Source organism: Clostridium pasteurianum DSM 525 = ATCC 6013 (genome assembly GCF_000807255.1).
Classification (GTDB): domain Bacteria; phylum Bacillota; class Clostridia; order Clostridiales; family Clostridiaceae; genus Clostridium_I; species Clostridium_I pasteurianum.
On record NZ_CP009268.1, the window covers coordinates 773,180 to 793,852 of the forward strand.

Below are 20,673 nucleotides of genomic sequence, written 5' to 3' on the forward strand. Positions count from 1 at the left end.
TGCTACCTGGTAATGCATATATATATATGCATTACCAGGTAGCTTTTTGACTTTTTTACTACTAAAAATACGTATTAAAATATAGTTTTTAATAACTATATAGATATACAATATCATATTTACGTAAAATTTAAAAATTCCTTTTAATTTTTCTCAGAAAGTTTTATTTACTATATTGGATATAAAACAAGAAAAATATATAATTCTCTATTTCAAAGGTATTTTTACTATTAATTTCAATTATTTAGGTTAAAAATGCTTAACTATTTGTTAATGATTACATTACACTACAATTGTATAATTCATACTGTTGACATTTTAATTTAAATTTAAATAAAATTTAGGTTTTTATTTAAATTAAATACAAATCTTAGATTATAGCTTGCTTTTTCTCTTTACTGCATTAAATATATTGCGAAATTAACTATACTTATGGCAGTGAAAGGATATATAAATTTAATATAATCAGGGGGTAAATTTATGCATTCTAAAATCAAAAGAATTATTGCGTCAATGGTATTAGTTAGCTTGATTGCACCATCAGCTAGAACACTTGCTGCCGTTGATACTACAGCGCCAACTATTGGCCAGGTAAATGCCAAGACAAGCTATTCTGCCAATGAAAAGGTAGTGATAAGTGCACCGGTTACTGACGATACTGCTGTGAATTCAGTGAAGCTCTATTATAAGCTTGCTCCAGAACTTCCCTATAGAACAGCTGACATGATAAAAGATGGGTCTTCCAATACATATACTGCTGTTCTTGATCATGATGCAGCCTGGTCCAGAGTTATATCCTGGCATATTGAAGCCAGCGATGGAACTAATGCAGCTAAAACTGCCGATTTAAATGCGGAGGTTCAGCAGGATGTTGATACGGATAATCAACCGCCGCTGATTATGACTGAAGTAATGGCTTATACTAAATACAAAATGAGCAATGGTGGTGCAGATGGAATGGATTTTGTGGAGCTGTACAACAATTCAAGTAAGCCAGTTAATTTTGGATATTATAAGTTATTTTATCTCTATCCAGGAACAACTACTGCTCCGAAAACTTGGACACCATCAAAACCGGATATTATAGTGCAGCCAGGTAAATCCGTTATATTCTGGATTAATGACGAGGCAAATGGTCTGTCTGTGGAAGATTTTAATAAATACTATGGCACTAATCTTAAGGAAAACGAGGACATAGTTAAGGTAAATTATTCAGGCTTACATGAAACGGCTTACAGAAAACTTGTTATAGGTCACTCCATTGACAAGCCAATAGCTCAGGTGGATTTTAATACAGATAATAAAGCTGAAACTACTCCAGAGCCTGAAACTACTGTAAATTATCGTTATCCAAAGAATGGACAAACTGATGAATTGAAGGTCAGCACTAAGGAACTTGCACCCACCCCAGGTAAAGTATATGACTGGCAGATTCCCTCTGCTCCTACTTCTCATACCGGCTATGATGATATTGTAGATAGTACTCCGCCTGAAATAAAATCAGTATCTAGCAATGTAAGCAGCATTGATGAGGGTAAAGAACTTAAACTTGCCTTTGATGGCAGTGATGACGTTGGTTTAGTGGATTTTAGCCTTTACTACAAAATATCCGGTGAAACAAGTTTTACAAGAATTCCTCTAAGCGGCAAGGCAAGTGATGGTCACTACTATGCCACTATACCATCAGATAAATTGGTTTCAAAGGATTATGTGGAATATTATGTGGAGGCTTCTGACCTTTATCATGAGGTTAAAACTGAAACCTATAAAGTAAATATAAACCGCCTTGATAGTAATGGAGATTTACGTCTCAATGTAACAGATGGACAAGTACTATCTGGAAATAGTCTTATAACCTCTGGTACAAATTTAATAACTAATGAATCCACAATTTCTATTGATGGTAAAGCAGTGGATACTACAAAAGATCTTGAAAGCGGTGCATATTTTTCCTTAAGCTACAGCGGTGTAGATGGATATTACAAGGATGCTGTTACCATTGAAGATGAAATTTTATCTTTAATAGTAAAAGGTGATGCACCTTCTAGAACAGTATATCTTGATAAGAACAGATTTAAGAGAAATGCAGATGGAACTGCAGGTATTACCGTAACAGTAAGGGCAGGTACTGATGGCAGTCCTTTTGAGGTGGGTACTGCAGCTAACAATGATGATTTTAAAGCTACAGGCTTCAACCTTGTTCTTACTGATGGTACTGTGATTTACCCAGATAACGGAATAGATTCTTCAAAAGAATATAATATTGGTGACGGTAAAGGTATGAAGGAATATCTGGATATACATTTCACCATTCCAAAGGATAAATTAACTGCAAGCAGCTACAATTGGGATACAAAAACCGTTAATGATGGAGAACATACAATAAAGGTTGTATCTGGTGAGATTAGCAAAGAGGCTAAGATTAAGGTGGATAATACAGCACCACTTATCAAATCAAGGGTGGCTGAAGGGGCTAAGCTCTTTGGAAATATTACAATTGATCCATCTGTAACAGATGCTAATGGTGTAGATACTTCAAAGACTCAGGCAGAGGTGGATGGAATAGCAGTGGAGTTACCTTATAAAACAACTTCTTCCGCACTTACTCCAGGTAATCATGAGTTAAAAATAACTGCTTTTGATGCAATAGGAAATAAGGCAGAGAGTGTAACCCGTTTTTCAACTATTGATGAAAACTCAGTAGCGAGTGTTAACAACAGCAATAATGGACAGCTGTCAGCTAAGGTTACAGATCCTAGTGGTGCTAAGACGGATTTAACTTTTAAAGAGGCATATCACTTTAATGCTGCTGATAATGAAATTAAAGCCTATGAGGGGAAGGGAGATTATCCTCTTGCAGAATCTTCAAAGATAACGGGAGATGCACTTAAAGCTATGAGTGCTGACGATGGAAGAACTCATGATACCCTGTCAAAAGAACTGCCTTATCAGAGATTTGATATAAAGGTTGGAAAGGTAAAGTCCACTGACAGAATTGAGACAGTGTGGAAGGGGAGGGTTAACGATAACCGACAGGCAAGGATGTATGTATTAAATATAGATACTAACAAATGGGAACTTATAGGGGCTAGTGTAAAAGGCGGACAATCACAGCTAAAAGCTTCCTTTGTAGCAGACAAGCATTTAAAGGATGGAAAAGCTCAAATACTTGTGCAGGATAGATTGGAAGGCCTAGCACCGCAAACTTCAGTGACAGCTCCAAAAGGTGTCTCTTCTGACTCCTGGAATCCTGAAACCTGGGATCCTTCAACACGTCCTGGTCAGTATGATTTCACCTTTGCATGGATATCTGATACTCAGTACTATTCAGAATCCTATCCACAGCATTTTAATAATATGAATAAATGGATTGTAGATCATAAGGATGAGCTGAACACCAAGTATTTGATTCATACCGGTGATATAGTAGATGAATGGGACAAGCCTTATCAGTGGGTAAATGCAGACAATGCTATGAAAATCATTGACAATTCAGGCCTTCCTTATGGAGTGCTTGGAGGTAATCATGATACGGGCCATGGCAGAGCAGATTATGAAAACTATGGCAAAAATTTTGGAGAGAAGAGATTTTTCGGAGGTGATTATTATGGTGGTTCCTATATGAACAACAAAGGCCACTATGATTTAATCAGCGAAGGGGGCAATGATTTCATTGTACTTTATATGAGTTGGGATATCTATACTCCTGAGATTCAATGGATGAATCAGGTGCTGGCTAAATATCCTAATCGTAAGGCAATACTTGCCTTTCACAGATATATTAACGATAAGGGTGCAATTGATTATACAGGGGATTTGGTGCAAAGAGAAGTTGTAGCTAAAAATCCTAATGTATTTGCAGTACTGGATGGTCACTATCACGGTGCAGCTATAAAAATTGATCACTTTGATGACAATGGAGATGGTACAGCTGAAAGACCGGTTTATCAAATTTGTACAGACTATCAAAGTGCCCACGAAGGTGGAGATGAGTATATTAAATATCTTTACTTTGATATGAAAAATAATAAAATCTATATGAATTCCTATTCACCATTTTTAAATGACTACAATTATTTTGACGATAGAGGAACTTATGAAAATGGAACTCAGGATCATGATGCCTATGAGCTTAATGTAAATTTGACTCCTGATGAAAAGAAACTTTCCACGGACAGCTTTGATGTTAACGTATATACGGATAAGGTTATTGGAACTGCCAGTGTTGACAGCGGACAGACAGGCAGCGTGAACTGGGAAAACCTCAAGGAAGGCAGGGAATATGCATGGTATGTAGAAAGTAATTCAAGCTCCGGTAAAATTACTGGGGGAGTTAATGAATTTACCATGAAGGCAGCACTATCCAGTGTGTCCCTAAAGTCTAATAAAACAAATTTGGACATTGCAAAGACTGCCAAATTAACTGTAAAGGGTAAGCTGAGCAATGATGAAAATGCAAAGCTTTCAAAGGCATCAATAAAGTATGTAAGCAGCAATCCAGCTGTGGCATCTGTGAATGATAAAGCTTTGGTAACAGCTAAAAAAGCAGGAAGTGCAGATATAACAGCAGAGGTTACTTTAGAGGGAGTAACAGTTAAATCAAATAAGATTACAATAACTGTAGATGAAGGTAAAAAATAGTTTACTTGTAAGTAATATTTACTTAATATTCAATAATTACAATTTAATTGAACAAATTATTATGCGAGGAGTGTTATCATGAAAATCAGTAGAAGAGACTTTTTGAAGTGGTCTGCCGCTACAGCTATAGCTCTAAATATTCAATTTGATATGGACAAATTTAATACTGTACTTGCAGCAGAAACAGATCCCCCAATTATCTGGTTAAATGGGTCTGGATGTTCAGGATGTACTATATCAACTTTAAATGTTACTAATCCAGCAACTATTGATGATGTACTTTTAAACAAAATAAGTATCAAGTACAATAGTACTCTTATGACAGCTTCAGGGGATCTTGCAATGCAGACACTGGAACAATGTGCTAATACTTACACTGGACAATTTATACTTGTAGTTGAAGGTTCAATACCAACAGGTGCCAGTGGAAACTACTGCATTATAGGGGAAGAAAATGGAGCCCCACTTACTATGCAACAAGCTGTACTAAAGTATGGTCCAATGGCTAAATATGTGGTAGCAGTGGGAACTTGCGCTTCCTTTGGGGGAGTGTCAGCAGCTGGACCTAATAATACAGCTTGTCAACCAGTAAAAACTATATTATCTGGTAAAACTGTAAATCCTGTAATAAATCTTTCAGGTTGCCCTGCTCATCCTACAGTTATTATACAAACTTTATTAAATTTAATATTAACAGGTATACCATCTTTAGATAGTAATAGCAGACCTAGAGAATATTACAGTAATAGTATTCACAGTAATTGTCCAAGAAGGGGTAAGACCCAAGTAAAGCAGCCAGGTATATTTGGATGTTACAAGCCTATAGGTTGTAAAGGACCAGGTTGCAGTAATGTATGCCCAAGCATGAAGTGGAATAACGGAGTTAACTTCTGCGTTACCTCTAATCATCCTTGCATAGGGTGCGCAAACCCAAGTTTCCCTACAAATCCATTAACAGTGTAAGCTAAAAATAATATAGGATAAAAGGAATGAGGTAGGATAATGAGTACAATAGTATTAGATCCAATTACGAGATTAGAAGGACATTTAAAAATTAATGTGACACTTGATACAAATAACAATGTAACTGCAGCACAGGCTTCAGGAGGTCTTTACAGAGATTTTGAAAATATGCTTTTAAATAGAGTGCCAAAGGATGCAGCATTTTTAACACAGAGAATATGCGGACTATGTCCAGTTTCTCATGCCATATCTTCATCAAAGGCAATAGAACAGGCAGTGGGATTTACACCTACATTGCAGGGCCTTCTTCTAAGAAATCTTATTCAGTCTTCAAATTTTATATCAAGTAATATATTGCACTTTTATCATTTAGCGTTAATGGACTATGTTCAAGGACCGCAGATGCACCCATGGACACCAGGATACAGTCAGGATTATAGATTTAATTCAACGGACAATCAAAATCTTGTTGACAATTATGTAACTGCATTATCTATAAGAAGACAAGCTCACGAAATGGGAGCAATATTTGGTGGAAAGCTTCCACACGTTGCTAATGTTGTACCAGGTGGTGTAACTGCAATACCATCCTCAACAGATATAAGTAAATTCAAGAACTATTTAACTGCAATAACATCCTTTATTACAAATACATATCAAGGGGATGTTAACAAGTTAGCTTCAACCTATAGTGATTACTATAGTGTAGGTGATGGCTATGGTAATTTAATAGCCTATGGTGTGTTTGATACAAATACTACTGGAAGTAAGTTATTCCCAGCAGGTACAGTAACTAATGGAACAGTGGGAGGCTTTAGTCAGTCTAATGTAAAAGAATATGTAGGACATTCCTGGTATTCTTCACCATCTGGGCAAAACCCTGCCAGCGAAACCACAACGCCAAGTTACGGGAAATCAGGAGCCTATACGTGGCTTAAAGCACCAAGATATAATGGACAACCTTATGAAGCAGGTTCATTGGCAAGAACTTGGGTAAGCGGAGATTATAGACGGGGCGTATCAGTTATGGACAGACATATGGCAAGATATACTGAAACAGCTAAGATAGCAAGTAATATGAATACCTGGATAAATCAAATAGTAACTGGTACAAGCGGGTATACCAATATAGGAACTCCAGCTTCCGGAAGCGGAGTAGGTTTAACAGAAGCACCAAGAGGAGCTCTTGGACATTGGATATCAGTATCAAGTTCTAAAATATCAAAATATCAGATTATTACACCAACTTGCTGGAATGCTTCACCAATGGATGACAGCGGAAATGTTGGTCCAATAGAAAAGGCACTAATAGGGACTCATGTGGCAGATACAGCTCAGCCAGTAGAATTACTGAGAATAGTGCACTCCTTCGATCCCTGTACAGGATGTTCAGTACATGTGATGTCACCAGAGGGATTAGAAATGTCCAAATTTATAGTACAACCAGGAGTTTAATTATGAAAGATACTGTCGTCCTTGGAATAGGTAATATACTTTTAAAAGATGATGGTGTAGGAGTCCATATAATAAGAGCTTTAGAAAATGAAAAACTTCCATCTACTATAGAATTAGTGGATGGAGGTACTTCTACACTGGACACATTAGGTTATTTTCTAGAATATAAAAAAGTGGTAGTGATAGATTGTCTAAAAGCTGGATATGATCCTGGCACCATATATAAGATCAAGCCAGAAGAAATAAAAAGCTATAAAAGTGAAAATCTATCCATACATGATATCCAAATATTGGATGTGGTTAAAATGGCGAATATGTTAGGGAAGTTTCCAGAGGTTATAATCTTTGGAATAGAGCCTGAAAAAATATGTTTAGATACGGAAATGACAGAAACTATGAAGAATAAAATATCTGAAGTCATAAAAATTTTAAAGCTGGAATTGTATATTAAAGAAAAGCAAGAAAATGCAGGCTAGGTGAGAAATATGCATGAAGTTTCAATTATGGAAAGTACAATGAATATTATTTCAGAAAAAGCTAGAGAAAATGATTTAAAGGTCATATCTAAAATTACCATAAAAATTGGAGAACTTTCTGGGGTAATGCCTGATGCACTGACCTTTGCATTTAACAGTTTATCTAGAGGAACTATAGCAGAAGGTGCAGAGTTTTTAATAGAAAGAGTAGATGCCACGGCTATGTGTGATGAATGCGGTATTATATTTGAAATAGATCATTTTAATAAATTATGTCCAAAGTGCAATAAGTTTTCAGCTAACATTTTAAGTGGATATGAACTATATGTTAATACAATTGAAGGAGAATAGATAATGAGTGAAATTAAGGTAGTAACAAATATACTTCAAACTAATGATGAAATAACTTCAGAGAATAAAAAAATATTAGATGAAAAAGGTATATATGTAGTGAATTTAATGAGTTCCCCGGGTTCAGGTAAAACTTCAATACTTGAAAAAGTAATTTCAAAATTTAAAGATGGTATAAAAATTGCAGTTATAGAAGGAGATATCTATACCACAAAGGATGCAGAGAGAATTGAAGCCCAGGGAGTACCGGTGGTACAGATTAATACAGGGGGAGCTTGCCATTTAGATGGAGATATGATTAAAAATTCACTTAATTCATTAAATTTAGATGAGATTAATCTGCTGGTTATAGAAAATGTAGGTAATCTTGTGTGCCCTGCTGAATTTGAAATCGGTGAGGACATAAAGATATGTGTCCTAAGCACTGCTGAAGGAAATGATAAGCCCCTTAAGTATCCTTTAATGTTTGAAAAAAGCAGTGCAGTTATTTTGAATAAAATAGATCTAATGCCCTTTACTAATTTTGATAGAGAAGAATTTTATAGAGATGTAGAATCTTTAAATGCCAATGCTGTCACCTTTGAAACAAGCTGTGTAAAGGATGAAGGATTGGAAGAATTATGTGTGTGGTTGAAAGAAAAAATTGTTGAAAAAAATCAAAAGCACTGAAATTCATGGATGTATATAAGAATATCTAAAAGTAAAATCATTGGATAATGAGAAAATTAAATTAATATAAAAAATTATAAGCGGGAGGAAGAACTTTATGCCAAGAATAGGATTTCCAGAGTTAATTATAATATTAGTAATTGCATTGGTGATTTTTGGACCAGGGAAATTGCCTTCAGTAGGGAAGTCTATAGGAGAATCCATTAAGGAATTTAAAAAAGCTTCAAGCGAAATTGCTAAGGGAAGTACTGCTGAAGTCGCTGCTACTGAAACAAAGGCAGAAGAAGAGAAGAAAGAATCATAGTGGGAGTACAGATATGGTGAAAAGTGAACAAATTGTTGGCTTTGTAAAGCTGCTGGAGAAGTTTAGAAAGACAATAATAACAATGTTTGTCATTGTTATTATTGTCTCATCATTTATGTATTTTGAAGCTGATTATATAATAGGTATTTTGTCAAAGCCTGTTCATGGAGTTGATTTGTACTTTATGAGGCCGGCGGAGGGAATGATGGTGAAAATGAAAATAGCCTTTTTAGGAGGCATAATAATTTCATTTCCCTTTATAGCATATTTGCTAATTCATGAAACAGGTTCTAGGTTAACTGTAAAAGTCAGAAGAATTCTATATTTCTTTGTGACTCCAGTTGCAATATTACTTTTTATTATGGGAGTTTTATTTGGATATAAATTATTATTACCTTCAACAATTGATTTTCTATTAGATTGTGGAAATGAGTTTATGAAGGCAAATTTGTCTGGAGATAATTATTTTTCATTTGTAATTACCATGCTTTTGACTACAGGCTTAATTTTTGAACTTCCATTGTTTTTAATAGCTTTGTCCAGAATAAATATTATTAATTCAAAAATGCTGAAGGAAAAACGAAAGATTGCTTTAATGGTTTCTCTTATAGCTGTAGCACTTATAACACCTTCAGTGGATGCAATGACTTTTATTTTAGTGGCTCTGCCAATAACAGGACTATATGAAATCAGTATTTGGTGTGTATATTTATTGGAAAAGAAGGATGAGAGGAATCAGTCATCTAAATTGGAGAAAAGTGCTTAGATACTAGCATTAGAGGTGAATATATGACTAATGAAAATATAAAGGATATGACTGTAGTAGAGCACTTAAATGAGCTTAGAAAGAGATTGATAATTGTTATAGCATCTTTAGTTATAGTCACTGGTTTTGTTTACGATAAAGTTGATTACTTAATTAGATTTTTAATGATGCCTATAGCTAAATTTAGAATAGAGCTTGTATATTTTTCTTTGACAGAGGGCTTTACCACAAGAGTTGGAATAGCACTGTTTGCTGGAACTGTAATCGTAAGTCCCATTATATTATATGAGGCAGCTGCTTTTATTAATCCAGGATTGTCTAAAAAGGAGAAAAGATTCTTATATAAAAATCTGTTTTTTATGGCTGTTCTGCTGGTCTTAGGCATGGTCTTTGGCTATATATTAGTACTGCCCCAGGCTCTTAGCTTTTTGATATATTATGGAGAAACTTACATGAATCCTCTTTTTTCCGGCAGTACATATTTTAATTTTATAGGTATTTTCTGTTTTTTTACGGGAGTTATATTTTTAATTCCCTATGTAATTGTACTTTTGGGCAAATTGTCATTGATAAATTCAAATACTCTTCGGAAGTGGAGAAAATATATCATTATAGCTGTGATTGCCCTTGAAGGATTATTTATTTCCAATGCAGGTTTAATTACTTGCATACTGGTTGCAGCTCCTGTACTGATATTGTATGAGGCTAGTATATGGATTGTTTATTTTAAAGAAAAAAGGTTAGAGAAGAAAAAGAGAAAAAATTAATGCATTAATATTGGAGGAATTGATATGTGTTTAGCGGTTCCAGGCAGAGTTTTAAAAGTAGATAATTATAAAGGTGTTGTAGAAATAGGAAATATGAAAAGAGAAGTATTTATGCACCTTATTCCAGATATAAAAGTGGGACAATATGTTTTAGTTCATGCAGGCTGTGCAATTGAAACAATTGATGAAGAAGAAGCAGAAAAAACTTTGGAAATAATAAAGGAACTATCAGAGAATGAAATATGTTGATGAGTTCTGAAAGGGATATTGTCCTAAAAATCTGTTGAAATCAATACAAAATATTATAATTACAAAGCTTGAATATATGTAATAACAACTAGTTATTAGTATGAGAGAAGTAATGTGTAAAATCAGAAATATTACAGGGGGATAAAATGGAGGATAAGATATCATTAAGTCATGGAAGTGGCGGTAAACAAACTAATGATTTAATAAGTAATTTATTTATAAAATATTTTGATAATGAAATTATAAGGCAAATGAATGATTCTGCGCAGCTTTATTTGAATAACAATAGAATTGCCTTTACTACAGATTCCTTTGTAGTAACGCCGGCATTTTTTAAAGGTGGAGATATTGGTAAGCTCGCTGTATGCGGAACGGTAAATGATTTGGCAATGAGTGGTGCAAAGCCCCTTTATCTAACCAGTGCATTTATTATAGAAGAGGGCTATCCAATTGAAAATCTTGAGACAATTGTAAAATCCATGGCTGAAATGGCAGAGAGAGCAGGAGTTAAAATTGTAGCGGGTGATACAAAAGTAGTGGAAAAAGGCGGAGTAGACGGGCTGTTTATTAATACTTCTGGAATAGGTACCATTTATGAAGGAATTAATATTGAAGCAAATAAAGCTGAAGCTGGAGATGTAGTTATAGTAAATGGAACTCTTGGAGACCATGGAATGACTATTATGTGTGAAAGAAGCGGAATAGATATACAGGGAGAATTAAAAAGTGATTGTGCTCCTTTAAATTCTCTGGTGGATTCAATATTAGATATATGTAAGGATGTTCATGTACTTAGGGATGCCACTAGAGGTGGGGTTGCAGCGGTTCTAAACGAAATTGCTGAGACTAGCAGAGTATCTATTGAATTGGAGGAGGATTCTATTCCTATAAGTGAAGAAGTAAAGGGTGCCTGTGAACTTCTGGGATTAGATCCTTTATATATTGCCAACGAAGGAAAGCTGTGCTGCTTTGTACCAGAAAAATATGCCCATAAGGTGTTAGAGCAGATGAGAAATCATCCTTTGGGAACTAAGGCTGAAATAATCGGTAAGGTTGTAGCAGAGGTATCACAAAGAGTTTATCTGAAAACTATTATTGGAGGAAGAAGGATAGTAGATATGCCATCAGGGCAGCAGCTTCCTAGAATATGCTAGAGGTGTTAGTGTGAAAAGATTGTTTTTAAAGGTAGAAGGTATAGTACAGGGGGTAGGTTTTAGACCTTTTGTCTATAATCAGGCCCTTTCCCTTAATCTAAAGGGATGGATCAACAATAATTCCCAGGGAGTTACTATTGATGTGGAAGGTGAAGAAGAAAAACTGAATATTCTTATAGATAGAATAAGATATAAGTCTCCTCCTTTAGCTTCAGTGGGAAAAGTAGTTGTAGAGGAAAGAAAGGTCGTAAAGTATGATAGGTTTGAAATAAGAGAAAGTGAGAGAGAAAATAGTAAAGTTACTCTTATTTCTCCAGACAGGGCTGTGTGCAAGGAGTGTATTGAGGAAATTTCAAATCCATCAGATAAAAGATATAGGTATCCTTTTAACAGCTGTACAAATTGCGGCCCGAGATTTTCCATAATAAAGTCTACTCCCTATGATAGAGAAGGCACCACAGTGAAAAAATTTAATATGTGTAAAGATTGCAATGAAGAATATAATGATCCAGCTGACAGAAGATTTCATGCTCAAACTAACTTATGTAAAGAGTGTGGACCACATATTTGGATTGAAGATTCTACTGAAAAGAAGATGGAAGTAGAGGATGTAATCCATTGGACAATACAGAAGCTGAAGCAAGGTAAAATTTTTGCAATTAAAGGTCTTGGGGGATTTAATCTAGTCTGCGATGCTGCAAAGGAAGATGCAGTGAATTTGCTGAGGATTAGAAAAAAGAGACCTGATAAACCTTTTGCTGTTATGCTGAGAGATATAGGAATTGTAAAAAAGTATTGTAATGTAAATGAACAGGAAGATAAGATATTAAAGGGATGTATAAAGCCCATAGTAATACTAGATCAAAAAAGCCAATGTGATTTACCAAAATCTATAGCACCGTATCAGAAAACTCTAGGGGTTGTACTTCCCTACACGCCTTTGCATCATCTGCTATTTCATGAGGGCATAGAAGCATTAATTATGACTAGTGGAAATAGTTATGGGATGCCCTTGGAATATAGAAATGAAAGTGCAGTTGAAAAATTAGGGGATGTTGCAGACTATTTTTTACACCACAATAGAGATATTCATGTACCTATAGATGACTCCGTTGTAAAAGTAGTAGATGGTGAGATCCGTATGATAAGAAGGGCCAGAGGATATGTACCGGAACCTATAAAAAAAGATAATATAAGAGAAATACTTGCCTATGGATCAAATATGAAAAATACCTTTTGTATAGCAAAGGAGAATTTTATATTCTTAAGCCAGCACAATGGAAATTTGGATAATTTAGAGACTATTGAATACTATGAAAATAATATTGAGCATTTTAAAAGTATATTTAATTTTACTCCAAAGTATATAGCCTGCGATATGCATCCAAACTATATATCAAGTGAATATGCCTATAGGTCATGTCTTCCTAGGATTGAAGTACAGCATCATCATGCACATATAGTAAGCTGTTTAGCGGAAAACAATGTAAATGGAAAGGTTATTGGAATTGCCTATGATGGAACAGGTTACGGTATTGACGGAAAATTATGGGGAGGAGAGTTCCTTATATGCGACAATAGGGAATTTACCAGGATGGGACATTTAAATTATGTAAAAATGCCTGGTGGTGAAAGGGCAGTTAAGGAACCCTGGAGAATGGCGGTTTCACATACATATAAGGCATTTAAATCAAATAATGGAAATGAACATAGTACTGAACAGTTAAAAGAGGTACTGATTAAGCTGTATGGAAATAAGGCAATGAATCTCATGGCTATGATGGAAGCTGATATTAACTGCCCAGAGACATCGAGTATGGGACGTTTTTTTGATGCTGCTGCAAGCTTGATTGGGCTTAGAAATAGTGTTACCTATGAAGGACAGGCAGCTATAGAACTTGAAGCTGCCGCTGCTGAGGAGAGCTTAGATTTTTACCACTATGATATAGTTCAAGAGAATGGATATATTGTAGATACGAAAAAAATTATTATGGAAATTATAAAAGATAAATTGTCTGGTGAACAGAAGGGTATTATTTCAGATAAATTCCATAACACAATAATCAAGTTTTCAAAGGATATATGCAGACTAATTAGAGAGGATACAGGTATTGATGAAGTGGCGTTGAGCGGCGGAGTATTTCAGAATTCTTATTTATTAAAGAACCTAAGGGATGAATTAGAAAATGAAAATTTTGTTGTCTATACAAATAAATTAATACCTGCCAATGATGGTGGAGTATCCTTAGGACAAATTGTTATAGCAAATGAAGTTTTAAGTGATATATAATCATATTTTATATGGGAATATACAATTTAAATGATTTATGTTAAAGAAGAACAAAGTTTTGGAATAATAAAGGGGATACAAGAGAATGAAATATGTTGATGAATTTAGAAATGAAGAGTATTCTAAAAGCCTGGTAAAATTAATACAGAATATTACTGATAAAAAGATAAATATAATGGAGGTATGTGGTACTCATACTATGGCTATATTTAGATATGGCATTAGAGATATACTTCCAGAGAATATAAATCTTATTTCCGGACCGGGATGCCCAGTTTGTGTTACTCCACAGAGTTATATTGATACCGCACTGGAGCTCACACTAAATAATGAGGTTATTATTGCAACTTTTGGAGACATGATAAGAGTACCTGGGAAAAAAACTTCTTTAATGAAGAGGAAAGCAGAGGGTGCTGATATTAAAATTGTATATTCACCAATGGATGCATTGACATTGGCACAGAATAATCCATTAAAAAAAGTAGTTTTCCTTTCTGTGGGATTCGAAACTACAACACCTATGACCGCTATAACGGCTATGGAGGCAAGAGGGAAAGGAGTTAAAAATCTATTTTTTCTCACTGCTCATAAGATTGTACCACCGGCTATGAGAGCTCTTGTAGATGATGAGGAACTTAACATCAGTGGATTTTTACTTCCAGGTCATGTTAGTGCCGTTATAGGTAGAAAACCCTATGAATTTTTAAGCAGTGAATACAGTATACCCGGAGTAATAACAGGCTTTGAACCTTTAGATATACTTAAGGGCTTAAATACACTTATAAATATGATAATTGACAGAGATTATAATATAATAAATGAATATAAAAGAATAGTACGAAATGATGGAAATCCCGAGGCCATAGAGTATTTAGAGAAAGTTTTTGAAATCAGCGATAGTGCCTGGAGGGGAATAGGTAATATTCCAAACAGCGGGTATACATTCAACAGAGAATATGAAGAATTTGATGCGATAAAGCATTTTCATATAGATTATAAGGAATATGATGGCAGTCCAGGCTGCAGGTGTGGTGACATACTTAAAGGAAAAATAACTCCACTTCAGTGTCCATTATTTAAAAAGGCCTGTACACCAGAAAATCCTGTAGGATCCTGCATGGTATCTTCTGAAGGTACTTGTGCAGCTTATTATAGATATAACAGCTTTTAATTGTAAAATCTATTCAGTAGGTAATTGAAGAGTTGGCGTAGTCTGTTACAATCAATGAATATTACTCAGGGAGAGTTTGTATTCCAACTGAGTTTAGATGGTGGAGTATCATAGTGACTAATCATAGGATAAATTAATGCGAGAGGAGGAGTTCAAATGAACTTCCTATTTAAAAAACAACCTAAATGGCTTCCTTTAGCTATTTCAGCAAATGCAGCTAGCCAAGCTATTCCATTCTCCATGATAATAGCTTTACCTATTCTTTTTGCTGCTGGAATGAGTTTAATGGATACTGCTGATGGAGTATTTATGACTACTGCATATAATTGGGCATTCTCCACACCCTTAAGGAAAATTTACTATAATTTATCAGTCACTGGATTGTCTATTGCAGCAGCATTATGCATAGGATTTATTGAATTAGCTCAGATATTAACGCCTAAATTGGGACTAAATAGTGGTATTTGGAAATGGATACAAAATATTCAGTTCGGTGTAATTGGATATTTATTAGTAGGATTATTTATTATATCTTGGGCAGTGTCCTATATGATTTGGAAAATGTTTCGTTTTGAAAATGCATAGTTTTTTCTTAGACTATTTTAAAAGATAAATAATGTGAAAAAGGTTCTGGAAAATTTTATAGGGCCTTTTTTATTGCCTTAAAAATCAGGTAATATTTGAAAACAAAATTGTAAATAAGGTATAATGAACCTAGAGAAAGAAGGTGAATAAATGAGAATAAAGACAAGCAGGATAATTAAAAGAAAAGAAGCTGAAATAAAAATTCTAAACTACATTTTTAGCTCATATGCTGTTTTTATAATGGCATTTATACCATTGTTTATTACTCCTTGGAGAAAAGATATTTTCAATGATTACAGGATAATTTCAGTGGTGGTGGTCAGTGCAATAGTATTTATTATTACTTTTTATTACAGAAGACAATATGAAATTAAACTTTTGGACAAACTGCTGCTTTTATATGCAGCACTACTGATACTTTCAACTGTATTTTCTGAAGAAATGAAATTGAGTTTATTTGGATTACCCAGATGCAGAGAGGGTATATTTTCTCTTTTAACCTATTTAATAATCTTCACTATATTCTATAAAAACTTTCACTTTTCTAAAAAAAGCCTTAATATAATCTTATTCAGTGCTGTAGTAATTGCCCTATATGGAATTTTGCAATATTTCAAAATTGATCCCATACTTAATATAGCAAATAATGAGTTCAGAGGTTCGGTTACTTCAACCATAGGCCAGCGAAATTTTGTGGGAACCTATTGTACACTTTTTACTCCCCTAGTGCTTGGATTGTTTATACATAGTGGTAAAAAGAGATATTTTATAGTAACTATGCTTATGCTTGGCTTGGTATTGAGTTCTACCACCAGAAGTGCCTGGATTGCATTTATTTTTTATTTTATAATTTTAATTATTTATTGCGCTATCAATATAAAGAGCAATAAAAGCCTTATTATAAGATTATCTCTGCTTATAGCTACGATAATATTGATTTTCAGCTTTATGAACTATAAAACTAAGGGTATGCTTACAAGCAGAGCTAAAACTGTCTATGTGGATGCAAAGGACATTGACAATAACGATTCAGGTTCCAGTAGAATATTTATATGGAAAAAGGCAATACCGGTTTTATTTAAAAATCCTTTGCTTGGTTCTGGACCGGATACTTATAACTTGGTGCTAAATGATGAGGAGTCCAAAAGAAGAGCACTATATTTCAAGGCCCATAATGAATATCTGCAAATGGCCATAACAGAAGGTTATCCAGCTTTAGCAGTATATCTTTCCCTTGTATCTATTATACTTTTCAGACTTTATAAAAACAGAAAAAAGGGAATACATATTTGGATTTTATTTTGCTGCATAGCAGGCTACTTGATACAGGCATTTTTTAATATAAGTTTTATATCTACTGCCGTTATATATTGGGCTGTACTAGGGATTGCAGCCAGGTATGGGGAAGGATGCAACGAAGTGACATGATTAAAGATGACGCTGATGCAGAGGTAATCGGCGGTACAACAATAGTGAAAAGCTCAGATTCTAATTAACTATAGGAATTTGAGCTTTTTATCATTTTGTTATTGATATTTCTCCAAATACCTAAAAAACACATATTCCATTATGGCATTGGCAGTTACTCTGGATTTGAATTTAATATTATTTATCTCATATTCACTCAATGTTTTGATTACCTGGAGCAGCATACTGCCGTTATTTGCGGCCTATACTGCTTCCAAGAATGCTCTCTTACCAGGCCTTTAAGTAAGTATATCCTTCCTTTTGCCTATTAACAAGTTCCAGGGAACCACTAGGTACTACTTGTACAAATTGAACTAGATTTTTTAAATCTATATCGTAATAATCCATGTCCTCTTTACCAGCAGCAAATTCAACATTGTTATTAGCCAGGTATTCCATAAAATCCAGATGGGTATAGGAAATATCCTTGGAATTATAGAATTTAACTGCCTCTGAAGTAGCCAAAACGTAAATATGAAAGTCAATATCTCTATAAAAATTTATTGAAATACTCACATCTTTTAATAGTAAGTCCCATTTATTCAGTTCATCAATATGAAATAAGATCTTTTTTTGCTGCATAATATCTCTCCTCACTTTTGTCTATGCATTAATAAATGTAACAGTTATATCAAGCTATATAAAACACAGTCTTTAAAGTGCATTTATAATTATTCAATTGTACATGAATATCTTCAAGTAAAAATATATAACTTTGTGAAAACAATTACAACGAAAACTGTATAAACCTATTGTAAAATATGTAAGAGATTTTTTCAAGAAGCCAGTGATGATGGGTTTTTGCTCTATTTCACAAAATAATTTTTATAAATATTGTATGGATAAATTTATAGTCAATGTAAAAATATGCAATTAATTGTTATAAAAATGTGAATGATTGTTATAAAAATGTAAATAATGATAAATAATAGGTCTACGTTAATTATATTATTTTAATTTATGTTATAATAATATTAAAAAAATTATTAAAATATAACAATATATCACTTTTTTATTGGTTTTATGGAGGAATTTTATGCTCACGTCTTTAAGAATAGCAATAAGATTTTTAAGAAGCAGTAAGCTACAGACCTTTATTATAGTTTTTGGTATTGCTATAGGAATATCAGTGCAGATTTTTGTAGGTTTATTAAGTCAAGGTATTGAAAAAAGTCTTTTGACTAAGGTTATAGGAAGTTTGGTCCACATCAGTGTAACTTCAAAACAAGAGGGTATAGAGTCCTGGCAGAATATAAAGTCTGAGATTAAAAATACAGATGAAGGAATAGCTACAGTGGCTCCGGGAGTCCAGCACAATGCCTTTATAATGACTAGCAGTAAAAAAGAAAACATACAAATTAGAGGTTTATCACCTGAGGATGCAGAAAAATTATATGATATGAAACATAAAGTTTATGAAGGAAATATGATTAATAGAGATGGTGAAGCTCTTATTGGTAAGGATTTAAGAGATAAACTCAAGGTAAATATAGGAGATACAATAGACATAGTAAATTTTGATGGAAAAAAGACCAAGCTTACAGTAGCAGGTTTCTATGATTTAGGGGCAGTTAAAATAAACAGTGCCTGGATTATAACTAATTTAAAAACTGTACAGGATATATCTGAAATTGGTGATAAGGTGACCTTTATGGAAATTTCCGTTAAAGATCCCTATAGTGCAGATATCATTGAGAATGAAATAATCAATTCTCTTAAGAATGAAGATTTAAATATTAAAAACTGGAAAGAAGAAAATAAACTTATAGCAAGTGCAATAATTGGACAGAGAATATGTTCTATTATAATTCAATTTTTCGTACTTTTAGCTGCAGCTTTGAGTATAATAAGTATACTTAATATAAGTGTGGTACAGAAATATAAGCAAATTGGTATTCTAAAGGCCATGGGAATAAAGGACAGTTCTGCGGCTCTTGTATTCATATTACAGGCTTTTATCTTAGGAATCATAGGAACTATTATGGGAATTTTGCTTACATTTTTATATATAAAAGGTTTTAACAGATATATAGTTGCGGCGGATGGAAGACCTCTTGTGGACATAATAATAAATGTTAGATTTATTGGTATATCTTCTCTAATTGCTGTGGCAGCATCTACTTTAGCAGCAAGTCTGCCTGCCTTAAAGTCCTTTAAATTAAATCCAGTGGAGGTAATTAAAAATGGGTAATATTATAGAGCTGAAAAATATAAGCAAGGTACACGGTAAAAGGGTTAAAACAGAAGTGCTTCATAACGTTAATTTATCCATTGGGGAAGGAGATTTTATTTCAATTGTAGGAGCTTCCGGCAGTGGTAAAAGTACCCTTTTAAATATAATGGGAACATTAGATAAGCCTACTACTGGACAAGTCTATATTGAGAATAAAAGAACTGATAAAATGAGTAGAAGGTCTTTGGCATCACTTAGAAATAAGGAGATAGGATTTATTTTTCAATTTCATTATCTTTTACCGGAGTTTAATACCCTTGAAAATGTACTTATGCCTTATAGAATAAATAGATTTTTTTATGGAAGAAAAAGTCGTGAAAGAGCAGAGATGCTTTTGGATTTAGTGGGACTTTCTGCAGTTAAAAAGAGCAAGGTTTATGATTTATCTGGAGGACAGCAGCAAAGGGTTGCCATTGCAAGAGCCCTTATGAATGATACTAAGATAATTTTGGCAGATGAGCCTACAGGCAATCTGGATTCCAGCTCAGCAGAGAATATCTATAATGTATTCAGAGATATAAACAGAAATTTTAACACTACTTTTGTCATAATAACCCACGATGAGAGAATAGCTGAGAAAACGGACAGAAGAATTAGTATAAAGGACGGGGTAGTTACGTGGTAAATTACGCTGAGATTCACTGTACATTATAAAGCTGATAGGGCTAAATCTAGAGTGTACTTAGTAATTTGAAAGAAATGTTCAATAAATAGAATAGATAGGAAGGCTGCCCAGGATATAATGTGAGGCAGCTGTTTTTTTGTTTAAATTTTTCAGAAATATTGCTTTCAGTGATATATTTGTATTACCTTCCTCAACGGAAACCTTTGGCAATGTAGTTTTGGAAGCTATGGCTTCTGGTGTTCCCGTTATAGGGGCAGATGCAGGAGGAGTTAGGAATATTATAAAACACAGAGTAAATGGACTTAAATTTAAGCCCAAAGATTCACAGCAGTTAATTGAAAACAGAGAAATGAGAGATAGATTAAAGGCTGCAGGAACTCAAAGCGTTGCCAATAGGTCCTGGGATAGAGTATTTAATGGCCTTATAGGGGTGTCGCCAACATTTCCGACAAAACCCCCTCTAAGGGATTAGTTGAATAAAATATGGCGATTTCACCCCCTTTAAGA

The 20,673-nt window shown here is 34.0% G+C and carries 18 protein-coding genes and 1 pseudogene; 18 read left to right on the plus strand and 1 reads right to left on the minus strand.

The features are described from left to right. The first annotated feature begins 480 nt into the window (after window positions 1-480). The 15 genes and pseudogenes from CLPA_RS03400 to CLPA_RS03470 all read left to right on the plus strand — a co-directional run bounded on the left by CLPA_RS03400 (window position 481) and on the right by CLPA_RS03470 (window position 17,269). Window positions 481-4,641: a metallophosphoesterase gene (locus CLPA_RS03400; protein ID WP_004455470.1), complete on the plus strand. Its 4,161-nt coding sequence runs from the start codon at window positions 481-483 to the stop codon at window positions 4,639-4,641. Between the two features lie 78 nt (window positions 4,642-4,719). Further along, entirely contained in the window at window positions 4,720-5,604 is an 885-nt protein-coding gene (locus CLPA_RS03405) for a hydrogenase small subunit (protein ID WP_004455468.1), read from the plus strand. A 39-nt stretch (window positions 5,605-5,643) separates the two neighbouring features. Beyond that, the gene (locus CLPA_RS03410) at window positions 5,644-7,059 is read left to right on the plus strand and encodes a nickel-dependent hydrogenase large subunit (RefSeq protein ID WP_004455466.1); all 1,416 of its coding nucleotides are present in this window, start codon (window positions 5,644-5,646) and stop codon (window positions 7,057-7,059) included. Between the two features lie 2 nt (window positions 7,060-7,061). After that, entirely contained in the window at window positions 7,062-7,535 is a 474-nt protein-coding gene (locus tag CLPA_RS03415) for a HyaD/HybD family hydrogenase maturation endopeptidase (RefSeq protein WP_004455464.1), read from the plus strand. A 9-nt stretch (window positions 7,536-7,544) separates the two neighbouring features. Beyond that, window positions 7,545-7,886, plus strand: coding sequence for a hydrogenase maturation nickel metallochaperone HypA (gene hypA, locus CLPA_RS03420; RefSeq protein ID WP_004455462.1), 342 nt, complete (start codon window positions 7,545-7,547; stop codon window positions 7,884-7,886). Between the two features lie 3 nt (window positions 7,887-7,889). Further along, a complete protein-coding gene (hypB, locus tag CLPA_RS03425) occupies window positions 7,890-8,555 on the plus strand; it encodes a hydrogenase nickel incorporation protein HypB (RefSeq protein ID WP_004455460.1) in 666 nt (221 codons plus the stop codon). 97 nt (window positions 8,556-8,652) lie between these two features. After that, window positions 8,653-8,859 (plus strand): twin-arginine translocase TatA/TatE family subunit, encoded by a 207-nt coding sequence (gene tatA, locus CLPA_RS03430; RefSeq protein ID WP_004455459.1) that lies wholly within the window; start codon window positions 8,653-8,655, stop codon window positions 8,857-8,859. Between the two features lie 13 nt (window positions 8,860-8,872). Then, window positions 8,873-9,625 carry a twin-arginine translocase subunit TatC gene (tatC, locus tag CLPA_RS03435; RefSeq protein ID WP_004455457.1) on the plus strand — a complete coding sequence of 251 codons (753 nt, stop codon included), beginning with the start codon at window positions 8,873-8,875 and terminating at the stop codon, window positions 9,623-9,625. A gap of 23 nt (window positions 9,626-9,648) precedes the next feature. Continuing rightward, entirely contained in the window at window positions 9,649-10,392 is a 744-nt protein-coding gene (gene tatC / locus CLPA_RS03440; RefSeq protein WP_004455455.1) for a twin-arginine translocase subunit TatC, read from the plus strand. A gap of 24 nt (window positions 10,393-10,416) precedes the next feature. Next, the gene (locus tag CLPA_RS03445) at window positions 10,417-10,641 is read left to right on the plus strand and encodes a HypC/HybG/HupF family hydrogenase formation chaperone (RefSeq protein ID WP_004455453.1); all 225 of its coding nucleotides are present in this window, start codon (window positions 10,417-10,419) and stop codon (window positions 10,639-10,641) included. A gap of 146 nt (window positions 10,642-10,787) precedes the next feature. Further along, window positions 10,788-11,795 (plus strand): hydrogenase expression/formation protein HypE, encoded by a 1,008-nt coding sequence (gene hypE / locus CLPA_RS03450; protein ID WP_004455451.1) that lies wholly within the window; start codon window positions 10,788-10,790, stop codon window positions 11,793-11,795. 10 nt (window positions 11,796-11,805) lie between these two features. Further along, on the plus strand, window positions 11,806-14,085 hold the full coding sequence (gene hypF / locus CLPA_RS03455; RefSeq protein ID WP_004455449.1) for a carbamoyltransferase HypF: 2,280 nt from the start codon (window positions 11,806-11,808) through the stop codon (window positions 14,083-14,085). An 85-nt stretch (window positions 14,086-14,170) separates the two neighbouring features. Next, window positions 14,171-15,256 (plus strand): hydrogenase formation protein HypD, encoded by a 1,086-nt coding sequence (gene hypD, locus CLPA_RS03460; protein WP_004455448.1) that lies wholly within the window; start codon window positions 14,171-14,173, stop codon window positions 15,254-15,256. Between the two features lie 195 nt (window positions 15,257-15,451). Further along, window positions 15,452-15,841, plus strand: a pseudogene (locus tag CLPA_RS03465) (HoxN/HupN/NixA family nickel/cobalt transporter); the annotation flags it as partial. 150 nt (window positions 15,842-15,991) lie between these two features. Continuing rightward, window positions 15,992-17,269, plus strand: a complete 1,278-nt coding sequence (locus tag CLPA_RS03470; RefSeq protein WP_004455444.1) for an O-antigen ligase family protein — start codon at window positions 15,992-15,994, stop codon at window positions 17,267-17,269. A 267-nt stretch (window positions 17,270-17,536) separates the two neighbouring features. Here the strand turns inward: CLPA_RS03470 and CLPA_RS03475 are convergent, their stop codons facing one another. After that, window positions 17,537-17,890: a DsrE family protein gene (locus tag CLPA_RS03475; RefSeq protein ID WP_004455443.1), complete on the minus strand. Its 354-nt coding sequence runs from the start codon at window positions 17,888-17,890 to the stop codon at window positions 17,537-17,539. 454 nt (window positions 17,891-18,344) lie between these two features. On the opposite strand from CLPA_RS03475, the gene CLPA_RS03480 reads away from it, so the two are divergent. The 3 genes from CLPA_RS03480 (at window position 18,345) to CLPA_RS03490 (ending at window position 20,638) form a co-directional block, all read left to right on the plus strand. Continuing rightward, window positions 18,345-19,499, plus strand: a complete 1,155-nt coding sequence (locus tag CLPA_RS03480; RefSeq protein ID WP_004455441.1) for an ABC transporter permease — start codon at window positions 18,345-18,347, stop codon at window positions 19,497-19,499. Next, window positions 19,492-20,166 carry an ABC transporter ATP-binding protein gene (locus CLPA_RS03485; RefSeq protein WP_004455439.1) on the plus strand — a complete coding sequence of 225 codons (675 nt, stop codon included), beginning with the start codon at window positions 19,492-19,494 and terminating at the stop codon, window positions 20,164-20,166. Before CLPA_RS03480 ends, CLPA_RS03485 begins: the two co-directional genes overlap by 8 nt. Window positions 20,167-20,302: 136 nt before the next feature. Then, on the plus strand, window positions 20,303-20,638 hold the full coding sequence (locus CLPA_RS03490; protein ID WP_004455438.1) for a glycosyltransferase: 336 nt from the start codon (window positions 20,303-20,305) through the stop codon (window positions 20,636-20,638). The last annotated feature ends 35 nt before the right edge of the window (window positions 20,639-20,673 follow it).

What these genes read in the sequence shown, in the direction of transcription:
- CLPA_RS03485 (WP_004455439.1), top strand. Translation starts at nt 19,492, where the DNA reads ATGGGTAATATTATAGAGCTGAAAAATATAAGCAAGGTACACGGTAAA.
- CLPA_RS03410 (WP_004455466.1), top strand. Translation starts at nt 5,644, where the DNA reads ATGAGTACAATAGTATTAGATCCAATTACGAGATTAGAAGGACATTTA.
- CLPA_RS03475 (WP_004455443.1), bottom strand. Translation starts at nt 17,890, where the DNA reads ATGCAGCAAAAAAAGATCTTATTTCATATTGATGAACTGAATAAATGG.
- tatA (WP_004455459.1), top strand. Translation starts at nt 8,653, where the DNA reads ATGCCAAGAATAGGATTTCCAGAGTTAATTATAATATTAGTAATTGCA.
- tatC (WP_004455457.1), top strand. Translation starts at nt 8,873, where the DNA reads ATGGTGAAAAGTGAACAAATTGTTGGCTTTGTAAAGCTGCTGGAGAAG.
- CLPA_RS03400 (WP_004455470.1), top strand. Translation starts at nt 481, where the DNA reads ATGCATTCTAAAATCAAAAGAATTATTGCGTCAATGGTATTAGTTAGC.
- CLPA_RS03415 (WP_004455464.1), top strand. Translation starts at nt 7,062, where the DNA reads ATGAAAGATACTGTCGTCCTTGGAATAGGTAATATACTTTTAAAAGAT.
- hypA (WP_004455462.1), top strand. Translation starts at nt 7,545, where the DNA reads ATGCATGAAGTTTCAATTATGGAAAGTACAATGAATATTATTTCAGAA.
- hypE (WP_004455451.1), top strand. Translation starts at nt 10,788, where the DNA reads ATGGAGGATAAGATATCATTAAGTCATGGAAGTGGCGGTAAACAAACT.
- CLPA_RS03470 (WP_004455444.1), top strand. Translation starts at nt 15,992, where the DNA reads ATGAGAATAAAGACAAGCAGGATAATTAAAAGAAAAGAAGCTGAAATA.
- hypD (WP_004455448.1), top strand. Translation starts at nt 14,171, where the DNA reads ATGAAATATGTTGATGAATTTAGAAATGAAGAGTATTCTAAAAGCCTG.
- CLPA_RS03445 (WP_004455453.1), top strand. Translation starts at nt 10,417, where the DNA reads ATGTGTTTAGCGGTTCCAGGCAGAGTTTTAAAAGTAGATAATTATAAA.
- hypB (WP_004455460.1), top strand. Translation starts at nt 7,890, where the DNA reads ATGAGTGAAATTAAGGTAGTAACAAATATACTTCAAACTAATGATGAA.
- CLPA_RS03480 (WP_004455441.1), top strand. Translation starts at nt 18,345, where the DNA reads ATGCTCACGTCTTTAAGAATAGCAATAAGATTTTTAAGAAGCAGTAAG.
- CLPA_RS03405 (WP_004455468.1), top strand. Translation starts at nt 4,720, where the DNA reads ATGAAAATCAGTAGAAGAGACTTTTTGAAGTGGTCTGCCGCTACAGCT.
- tatC (WP_004455455.1), top strand. Translation starts at nt 9,649, where the DNA reads ATGACTAATGAAAATATAAAGGATATGACTGTAGTAGAGCACTTAAAT.